This window comes from Chamaesiphon sp., from assembly GCF_041737865.1.
In the GTDB taxonomy this organism is placed as follows: domain Bacteria; phylum Cyanobacteriota; class Cyanobacteriia; order Cyanobacteriales; family Chamaesiphonaceae; genus Chamaesiphon.
In genome coordinates this window covers 1-4776 of record NZ_JBGSQZ010000121.1, presented here as the reverse complement: position 1 = coordinate 4776, position 4776 = coordinate 1, and the positions used below count along the sequence as shown (strand labels likewise).

Annotated in this window: 3 protein-coding genes and 1 pseudogene; all 4 read right to left on the bottom strand. The window is 51.3% G+C overall.

Annotated elements, in window-relative coordinates; translation table 11 throughout:
* Positions 1-342: 342 nt before the first annotated feature.
* Positions 343-1398 (bottom strand): phytoene/squalene synthase family protein, encoded by a 1056-nt coding sequence (locus ACEW9J_RS08825; protein ID WP_373544765.1) that lies wholly within the window; start codon positions 1396-1398, stop codon positions 343-345.
* A gap of 78 nt (positions 1399-1476) precedes the next feature.
* Positions 1477-3375 carry a squalene--hopene cyclase gene (gene shc / locus ACEW9J_RS08820; protein ID WP_373544764.1) on the bottom strand — a complete coding sequence of 633 codons (1899 nt, stop codon included), beginning with the start codon at positions 3373-3375 and terminating at the stop codon, positions 1477-1479.
* Between the two features lie 279 nt (positions 3376-3654).
* A complete protein-coding gene (locus ACEW9J_RS08815; RefSeq protein WP_373544763.1) occupies positions 3655-4320 on the bottom strand; it encodes a phosphorylase in 666 nt (221 codons plus the stop codon).
* Positions 4321-4641: 321 nt separating this feature from the next.
* Positions 4642-4776, bottom strand: a pseudogene (locus tag ACEW9J_RS08810) (IS630 family transposase); the annotation flags it as partial.

The window sequence follows — 4776 nt, the reverse complement described above, 5'->3', positions numbered from 1 at the left end:
GTTTTGACGTTGAAAGGCTCAGAACCCTTGCACTCGATCGCTTGAATCTGGCGATCGAGTGAGAATATTTGCAACAAAACCATCTTTTAGCAAGGAGTTCAGGCTTTAGAACAGCATCAGGGACTAATTCAGCAAGCCCTAATTAGCTCACAGCAAGGATCTGTAGGTTGGGTTGAAGAATGAAACCCAACACACCCGGCAAAGTTTCTTTCAGCCATTAGACGACGTTTACGTCGGCTCAGTTGCTCGGAACGAGACACTTACAGTTCAGGGCGGTGCTTGAACGGAGCGAATATTTGCTCCGCTCAAGCACCGCCCTCTACCCCTAAAGCCTAAAGCCTATTACTGGGGCACAGCCAGCGCGTCACTGCGACGTACCCGATCGACCAACCAAGCGATCCCGCGATTGCTGATGACTACCAGACAGCCGGATGCGATTAGCCATTTCACTTCGCCTCTAGATATTTTCACCGAGCCACCGGGTTGGAGCATGGCACTAGACCGAGCGAGTTCGCGGAGTGTGGCATAGGCGAACAGCAGCGGTAAGATACAAAACAGCCTAATCGAAACCGCCCACTTGGGCACAGTCAGCAAATATGCCAAAGCCTCATCCAAGTCGCTCCGTGCCAAATCCATTAATGAACCCAATGCTGCGAGATTCTGGGGGAGTCGATCGGGATCGAGCAATAGTTGATGGCTACTGCCTTGCGCGTCGAGTTCTTCGGCGGGAACGTAAATCGAGTTTTCGTGCACGGCATCCCAAGCAATATCCTTGAGAATATTCACAGTTTGCAACGCCTGACCGAAGGCTCCGCAGCGTTCTAATAGCACGGTATAGCGATCGCGATCGATCGCCGCTGAATGCTCATACCACAGATCCGTTAATAAATGTCCGACAGTTCCAGCCACATAATAGCAATATCTTTTGTATTCCTGAAGAGTTTTGATGCGGATGCCCTGGGGATATAACCCAATAAATTCTTTCATGCCTACCACCATTTCCCCTACCCATTGCTGCACCGTCGCTTGAGTGCTGGCGGGAAGTGTCCTAAACATCGCAAATACGAGGTGAGTGTGAGCGACTAGCCGGACGTGTTCGGCTTCTCCCGTGATGCCTGTTGCTGCTGCTGCAAGCGTGTCAGACTGAGCGGGATTTTCAAAGCTATCCATCAATTGGTTCAACAGGAAGATCTTTTTGGCTGGTAGAGCTGCGGCATCATCCTCGATCGTATCAGCGATCCGGCACAACAGATAGGCACACAAAACAGAGCGACCTAGATTGCCTGGTAGAAAACGAATACTCAAGGCAAAGGTGCGCGAAACTTCCGGCAATATTTCCTGACAAAAAAGTTCGGCTTGTTTGGTTAGCTGCGTCGATTCAATCGCTGAAGATACCATCTACTCATCCTCTAAAATCGGTGATGTTGCCCAGAAATACTACAATCCTAGCATACGCGCTATCTCCCGATCGACAGATTACTGCGCTAACCAAGCGCGGTAGCGACCTAGTGCGGTTAGGGGGAAGTGCTGTTGGTATAAATGATACTTCATATAAAAGTGCCCAGGAAAACCCGTCCCCGTAAATTCGGATTCCTGCCAATCACCCTGCGGCTGTTGGGTCGCTAGTAAATAGGTGATACCACGATCGATCGCCTCAATCCAGGCAGTATCCACACCTACCCCACTTTGGACTACAGCCAGCAGTCCGATTAGTGCCCAAGCAGTCTGGGAAGCCGTACTGACACCCTGCCCTTTCAAATGCGGATGAGGGTAACTATCGCAGGTTTCACCCCAACCACCATCGGGATTTTGGCAACTTTGCAGCCAGTTAGCACCACGGCGGATCGCTACTTTTTCTTCAGGTGCGATTTGGCTCAAAGCCACGAGAACGCCACTAGTGCCATAGATATAGTTGACACCCCAGCGTCCGAACCAAGCCCCACTTTCATCCTGTTCGGACTTCAAGTAAGCCAAGGCGCGACGGCATCGATCGGCATCGATCGAGGTCTTGCCCCGCCCGTACATCTCCAACACTCTCGCCGTAACATCGGCTGTATTCGGATCGACCATTGCTTGGAGATCTGCGTAGGGGAGGCGATTGAGCAAGTCGAGATCGTTATCGATGTCAAATGCCGCCCAGCCCCCCGCTCGGCACTGCATCGAGGCAATCCAGTTGACAGCCCGATCGATCGCAGCTTGCTGGCGAACTGGATCGGGGAGTTGCAGCCGCTCCAAAGCCATCACCACGACGGCTGTATCGTCTACATCGGGATAAAAGCGATTCTCAAACTCAAATGCCCAGCCACCAGCAACTCCCTGCGGATTCTTAAATGACCAGTCCCCATAGTCGAGAATTTGCTTGGAGAGTAGCCACTCACCCGCCTTGACCAACTCCGGTCGATTGGCAGGTACCCCCGAATCTACTAGCGCACGGATGACCAAGGCAGTGTCCCAAACGGGCGAAACACATGGCTGGGCGCGCCAAGTGTCTTCAGTCTCGATCGTAAACCGCTCTACAGCTTGCAACCCTCGCACCACCACTGGGTCGCTCACTGGATAATCCAGAACGCGCAAGGCTATCAGCGAATTGACCATCGCTGGCAGAATCCCCCCCCACTCACCCGTTGGCTCCTGTCGCTCCAGTACCCATCGCTCTGCCGCCTCAAGACCCTCCCGCCGAAAAGGTACCAAATCGATCCGCTCTGCCCATTTAAACCCCTCATCCAGGGTCAAAAATACTGAATCGAGCCAGTCACGGGCAGCAGGTAAGCGACCAAGACGATCGCTACTCAAGTACAGCTCGTCTAAATTGACTACGGGAGTAATGGGAAAGACAGGTTGGCGATCGAGGACAATTAGTAAAGGTACAGTACTACTCCGCGCCCAACTGGACATTTCATAAATACTCACAGGTGCGCCCGCAGGCAACAGCATCACCCAAGGTGGGATTGACGGAATCCCCTCCCAGTCATAGCAACCCACCAACGCCAAGTGGATCTTGGTAAAGATCCGCGCACTAGCAATCCCACCCCGCTGGAGGATAAAAGTCCGCGCACTAATCAGAGCTGGATCGCTCGCAGGTACCCCTAGCAACCTCAGCCCCAAATAAGCCTCGATCGAAGTACTCAGCTCGCCACCATCACCATAAAACACCTCCCAGCCGCCGTGAGTGCATTGTGTTTGGCGTAAAAAGGTTTCGGCTTTGGCTAGGGGGTAATCTCGATCGATCCCCCAGATCTTGTAGAGCAATATCGCCTCAGCAGTCAGGGTAACATTGGCTTCCAACTCTGCCCACCAATACCCAGCATTGTCTTGGAGTCCTAAGAGGTACTCTTGACTCTTGTGAATTGCCCGATCTAGCTGTTCCCGTTCCATACTCTATTCCGATCGCACCACTTAATTACATTTAATTCTCACTCAAGATGCCGAGCAGAAGATGAGTATTAGATGACAAATCGTCTCGTCCCAGTTCCGTCCGCCATAAACTATCGAGCAGTCAAATTAGACATCTAGGGTGAATTGTGGATGGTGGATAGATACATATTTTGTAGGTTGGGTTGAGAGCAACGCGAAACCCAACATCCCTAGAGCAATTTACTATCCCCTATCCCCTATTCCCTCTCTTCACCAACAATTTATGACTAGTAACTTGGGTTAATTTAACTGTCGCGCCACTCGATCGAGCACCCTCAATGCCTGAAGCGAACCTTGCACCAGACGGAATCCAGCGACAGGATCTTGTGCCACCGCCTTAACCAAAGACCACGATTGTAATTGACCTCGATCGTCGAAAGCATCGCTCAGATCCGGCAGATCGTGGTGGCTGTCATCACTCACCACGCGAATCGTGCCCACAGCAATCCCCCACTTCGCGAGGATTGATTGCACCGTCTGTCCCTCCATATCCACTACCACCGCGCCCAATTGCTGTCGATACTGCTGTTTTGCTGCCGATCGAAATACAACTTCGGGACTAGTCAGCGCGAGTACTGGATCTTTATCTGGAGACACCCCTACCAATCCTGCTAACAGTTCTCGGTCGCATTCCAGACACCGACCGGAAATCGAGATCGTCGCCCGATACAACACTACATCACCGATCCCATAGCGATCGTCCAAGCTACCGCACAGACCCATTACTAGTACCCGTTGCCAGGAGCCAAGTGGTAGCCTCGGCAGATACTCAGCCACCGCCGCGCCAGCAGGAATGGCAAATACAGGTAGACTCGATCGACAAGCTCGTTGCACCGTCGCATATTCGGCACCTTGCGGGACTAAAATCGCATCGATCTCCAAACTCGAACCAATCCCCTCGCGCACGTTCGCTTCCTCCTAGTTCATAACTGATACATTCGATCGATACAAACCATTACTATCATACATTCCGCTAGTTCGATCGCCCTTGAGGGTGCGCTAATGCGATCGGCATTGAAGAGCCAAAGAATGTGTATACTTACTGCCCACAGCCTCAAACCTTTACTCTAAAGAAATTTTACCCTCCATCACTTCAACCACTCGTTGGCACAGCCTACCGGAGGTAATCGCGATCGATATGTGCGGATGCGGAATTTATGGTGTCCACGTTAAAATGACGATCGAACCTACTTTGGTGTCTAGCTATGACCCTCAAAGAATTATACTTTACATGGTCATAATCTGAGCTTTGTCGAAATGCTGAAAGCGGAGTGTCAACAAGGAATCAAGCTCTTTTTTATGTTCCAGATGAGCATCATTCAAACATCCAGAGATAGCTGATGAGAATTGAGTAAAATCTTC

Bases quoted from the DNA above. Each gene is read 5' to 3' on its own strand.
- ACEW9J_RS08825 (WP_373544765.1), bottom strand. From the start codon at position 1,398: ATGGTATCTTCAGCGATTGAATCGACGCAGCTAACCAAACAAGCCGAA.
- shc (WP_373544764.1), bottom strand. From the start codon at position 3,375: ATGGAACGGGAACAGCTAGATCGGGCAATTCACAAGAGTCAAGAGTAC.